A 244-nucleotide genomic window follows, 5' to 3' on the forward strand; every position below is an offset into this window, starting at 1 on the left:
GGCAAAAATCATCCCGATCAATAAATATGGCAATCTTCTCCCGATTTTAGGAATCCAAGTACGATCTGATAAGGATCCGATTCCTGGTTGCACCACCAGACCAGCAAGTGGTGGCAAAATGAAGAACCAACCTAATTTTGTTGGGTCAGCCCCTAAAGTTTGGAAAATTCTACTCATTTGTGAAGTTTCCAAAGTAAATGCAATTTGTACGCCTAAATAACCTAAGCTAATCATCCAAATAGTG

At 39.8% G+C, this 244-nt stretch carries 1 pseudogene; it reads right to left on the reverse strand.

Annotated elements, in window-relative coordinates:
- Positions 1-244: pseudogene (locus AC2FA3_RS15525) on the reverse strand (MFS transporter); the annotation flags it as partial.

It is taken from the genome of Janibacter sp. CoH_79_TC_3 (assembly GCF_058197955.1).